The following is a 4,748-nucleotide window of genomic DNA, read 5'->3' on the forward strand; positions in this document are numbered from 1 at the left end:
ATGCCGATGCCGGCGGCAGCTTCGGCGGACCCCCAGGGTGCGGGTGCGCCCCAGCCCTACGCCCAGCCCGCCCCTCAGCCCCTCCCCCAGCCGGTCCCGACCCCCGCACCGGCCCCGGAGCCGGTGCCCGTACCGGCCGCGGCCCAGTTCCCGGCCCCCGCGCCCTTGCCCACCCCCGCCCCACAGCCCACCGGCCCCACCCCACCCGGCGTCCCCGCCCGCGGCGGTCTGACGGCAGCCCAGGTCCGCGGCACCAACGGCCTCTCCCCGGCCCCGGCGAGCGGCTGGCCGGGCGCCCAGGCGTGGCCGAACGCGGCGGGGACGGGCCAGCAGGCGCAGGCGGGCTGAGGGGCAGAGCAGGCCGAGCAGTTCTGGCCAAAGATGCACGGTAAGTTGTCTGTGAATCTACTGTGAACTTCGTGGACTCCCGGCGAGAATCTGCTCCTGTCACGCCGACCCCATGACCACAGCCGCTTGACCCGCGCCTGGGGCGTCAGCGTGACGTCGGGTGTGCCCGGCAGCGGCAACACGGGGATCATGCTTGGGGGGAAGTGACCTGTCTTGGCACGTTGAGCGGTGGGGATGCCGGCATGCGCAGCGGGCCATCGCTCGCGACCGCCGGAGCCCTTCGACTCCTCATGTTGCTGAGATGACTGTGCTCGCCTGCCTTTGATGAGTACAGCGCGCGGTAATGACATCAATGCAACGCCCGGACGGTTGTGACCGAGGGCCGTTGCCCCGGCCGATCGCAGCGGACCACCTCCCAGGAACCACCAGTTCCGGAGTCTGAACGCGGGCAGTCGACGGCTGCGCTCAGGCGTGATGTGCGCGGCCCGGCTGAGGCAGTCGCTGCTCGCGGATCCTCTCAGCAACTCCACCGTTAGGGACCATTCGCCCGTGGTGGGTCTGTGACCGCGGATCAGACATGGCCGCCCCGGTCGTCTTCAGCCCATAGTGAGGAGCAATGTCTTGATTGCCAGTTGGAGATCTGCGCCGCTATGGCGCGGTCTCACGGCGGCCCTGCTGGCCCTGGTGATGGTTCTGGGTGGCGATCCGTGGCCGGCCGCAGCCGACGACTCCGAGCCTTCGTACGACAGGACGGACGTGCTCGAGGCATGGAAGTACGGCGGCCCGGGGGTACGGAAGGCAGCCGAGGCTGCTCTGCTGGGCTCCGACGAGGACATCCAGAGGTTCATGACTCAGGACCTGCCCGTCGTGTGGGAGGAAGACCTACGGGTTCAGGTCGCCCAAGTCATGGCCATCGGTGGTCCTGCCGTTCGCAAGGCTGCCGACGCTGCCTTGAGCGGCGGCGCCACAGAGTTGCAGGCGTTCCTGAACACCTCGTTCGCACCGGCCCATGAGGAGGACCTGCGCGTCGAAGTCGCGCAGGTCATGGCCTTCGGCGGGCCTGGCGTCAAGGAAGCGGCCAGCAAGGCACTGGACGGTACGCCCGAGGATTGGACCGCGTTCCTCCAGGACGGCCAGTACAAGGCGCAGGCCGACGACAATCGCGTCCTCGTCGCTCAGCTGATGGTCTCGGGCGGTCCGAATGTGAAGAAGCTGGCCGGGCAGGCCCTGGACGGCACGCCCGAGGACATCCAGGAGTTCCTGGACCACGGCTGGCAGATCGCCGCGGCGCGTGACCAGGAGACGCTCAGCGTCACGCAGCTCGCCGAGCTCGCCGAAAAGGCGCAGAAGCAGGCGAAGAAGCTGACGGAGACCGCCAAGGAGGAGGCGGCCAAGGCGAAGAAGGCCACACAGGCGGCAAAGGAAGCAGCGCAGGTCGCGGCCAAGGAGGCCCAGGAGGCCAAGCAGTCGGCCGGCAAGGCTGCTGCTGCTGCGTCCCGGGCTGCCGCTGCTGCCGACCGAGCTGCGCAGTCGGCCCGTACGGCGGTGGCCGCGGCCGCTGCCGCGAACACGACAGCGCGCGTGGCTGCCACTGCCGCGGCGCAGGCGGCGTATGCCGCCAGCCGTGCGGGAAACGCGGCCTCGGTGGCCAGATCGGCCGCTGCCGCGACGGCCACGGACGCCGCTCGTGCCAAGCAGGCCCGGAAGGCGGCGGAGAAGGCGAACGCCGCGGCGTCCGGTGCGCGCAAGGCCGCTGCCGCCGCCGACCAGGCCGGTATCGCCGCCGAGAACGCTGCCAAGGCCGCCTCGGCCGCGGCGAGCGCGGGTGTCAACGCCGCTGCCGCGGCCGCAGCGGCAGCCGACGCCGACCGCTGGGCGGGCGAGGCCGGTGCCAAGAGGACCGAGGCGGCCCTCGCTGCGGCTCGTGCCAAGCGGCTCGCCGACCAGGCCACGCGGGCTGCCAACGCCGCCCAGACGAACGCCACTCAGGCCGCGAAGGCCGCTCGGCAGTCGCGGGACGCGGCCAACGACGCCGCCGACCATGCCGAGGCCGCGGCGAAGGCGGCGAACAGAGCCGCCGACAACGCCGGCAAGGCGGTGGACGCCGCCAAGGAGTCGACCGAGGCGGCGAACGGGGCCACGGCGGCCGCCGACAACGCGCTGAAGGCAGCCGAGCAGGCCTCCTCCGTGACGGAACTGGCCCGCAAGACCGATGCGGAACGGCTCGCCCAGCAGCGGGACGAGGCAGTTCTGGCCGCCGAGGAGGCCAGGCGGGCTCACGAGGCCCGGAAGGCCACCGCGGCGTACGAGATCGGTCGCCGTCAGCAGCTCCCGGACGACACACAGAAGTTGCTGACCGAAGCGGCGACGGCTTCCGACCGCGCCGTCGCGGTCAGCAAGGGCCGGCAGGCCGCGCTCAACCTGCTGAGCAGTGGAGGGACGTGGGTACGCGACGCCGCCGAGACCGCACTGTCCGGCACCGAGGCGGACGTGGTGGAGTTCGTGCACAGCGGGCTGGCTGTGGCCCTCGAGCAGGACGACCGGGCCGGCGTGGCGCACATCGCCGCGAACACGAAGATCCCCGCGCAGCAGCAGGCCGCGCTGGACGTCCTGGACAAGCCGATCGAGCAGGTGCGGGAGTTCCTTCGCACCCGCGCGTACCCCGGCAAGGAGGACGACGACCGGGTGGCCGTCGCGCAGATCGCCGCCAAGGGCGGTCCGGGAGTGAAGTCCGCCGCAAGCAAGGCGCTGGACGGTACTGCGGAAGACGTCGCGTACTTCCTGGAGACCGGTCAGTACCAGGCTCGTGAGGACGACGACCGCGTAGCCGTCACCGAGGCCCTCGCCGAGGGCGGCCCCGAGGTGCAGGCCGCGGCGCAGGCGGCCCTGTCGGGACCTCCGTCGGGACTGCGGGCGTTCCTCGAGGTCGGTCTGCACAAGGCGCGGCAGCGTGACGCCAACGCCGCGGCCCACGTCGCCGAGGTCACCACACTGCTGAAGGCGGCATACAAATCGGCAGCCCTCGCTCACAAGGATGCCGCCGAGGCCCAAAAAGTCGCGGCCGAGGCACGCAAGGACGCCAAGAAGGCCGTCGAGTGGTCGAACAAGGCCAAGAAGTCCGCCGAGCAGGCGGACGACTACGCCCGGGAGGCGGACAAGTCCGCCGACCAGGCAGAGCAGTCCGCCAGCCGCGCCGCCGAATCCGCGAAGACCGCCCGCAGCGCCGCCGCATCAGCACAACGAGACGCCCAGTCCGCGGCCCGCTCCGCAGAACGCGCCGAACACTCCGCCGCGGTCGCGGGGAGCTACGCCTACCAGGCCAGGATCTCCGCCTACCAGGCGGGGGTGGCGGCGGAGGCCGCGAACAAGGATGCCGTCGCCGCCGCCAAGGCACGGACCCAGGCCTTGAAGACCGCCGCCGACAAGCTCGTTGCGGAGCTGAAGACCCAGATCGAGCAGGAGGCGAAGGAAGGCCCGAAGCGACTGTCCGACGAGGAGATCCGCAAGACTCTCGAGAAGCGGCTGGTCACCGTCCGGCACAGTCTGATGTCGAAGGGAGACCTGAAACCGGGCGAGACACTGCTGGTCTGCGCGGGTGACGGTGCCGGTGGGATGGAGTGCATCACCAGCACCTACCTCGACCGTCTGATCGCCTGGTTCGTGGGGGCCGACGATGTCGAGAAGTGCCTCACGAGCAAGTCCGGCGACTGTCTGAACGACCTCGCTCTCAGCGCGCTCAAGCTCAAGGCGCTCAAGAAGCTGCCGTGCCAGAAGAGCAGCTTCGTACCGGGCACCCGGGTCCTGATGAGCAACGGCCGGCCGAAGCCCATCGAGGACGTGCGTGTCGGCGACCAGGTGCTGGCCACGGACCCGCAGACGGGACAGACCCGGGCCGAGCCGGTCGAGGCGACCATCCGCAGCCAGGGCCCGAAGAACCTCCGGACGGTCACCGTCTCCGGACCCGGTGCCCGGCCCGACGGCACAGTGACGGCGACTGACAGGCACCGATTCTGGGTGGCCGGCTCTGTCAACACCTGGCGCGAGGCCGCGGAGCTCACCCCCGGCGCACGGCTCAGGACGCCGTCGGGCGCGCAGTTCCGGGTCTCCGCGGTGCGGTCCCGGACCGTGTCGGAGCAGCGCGTTCACAACCTGACGATCGCCGAGATCCCTGCGTACTACGTGATGGCGGGCAGCATCCCCGTCCTGGTGCACAACGACCGGTGCCCCAATGGCCGCCTGTCGGACAAGTTGCCCAAGGGGATGACGAACGAGATCGCCAACGCGTACGACCTGTACAAGCAGGGGAAACTCGTGTCTCACGACGTCTACAAAGGCGTGGAGTATTGATCAGAAACTCATGGGGTTCTCGTCCAGGACGTAGCGGACGTGCGGGCCGCCGA

At 70.6% G+C, this 4,748-nt stretch carries 1 protein-coding gene and 1 pseudogene; both read left to right on the forward strand.

The window, feature by feature from the left end; all coding sequences use genetic code 11:
- Positions 1–348 (forward strand): annotated as a pseudogene (locus ABD207_RS29990) (histidinol-phosphate aminotransferase family protein); the annotation flags it as partial.
- A 756-nt stretch (positions 349–1,104) separates the two neighbouring features.
- Positions 1,105–4,695: a polymorphic toxin-type HINT domain-containing protein gene (locus tag ABD207_RS29995; RefSeq protein WP_344016412.1), complete on the forward strand. Its 3,591-nt coding sequence runs from the start codon at positions 1,105–1,107 to the stop codon at positions 4,693–4,695.
- Positions 4,696–4,748 lie beyond the last annotated feature (53 nt).

The organism is Streptomyces thermospinosisporus (assembly GCF_039526425.1).
Lineage (GTDB): Bacteria > Actinomycetota > Actinomycetes > Streptomycetales > Streptomycetaceae > Streptomyces > Streptomyces thermocarboxydovorans.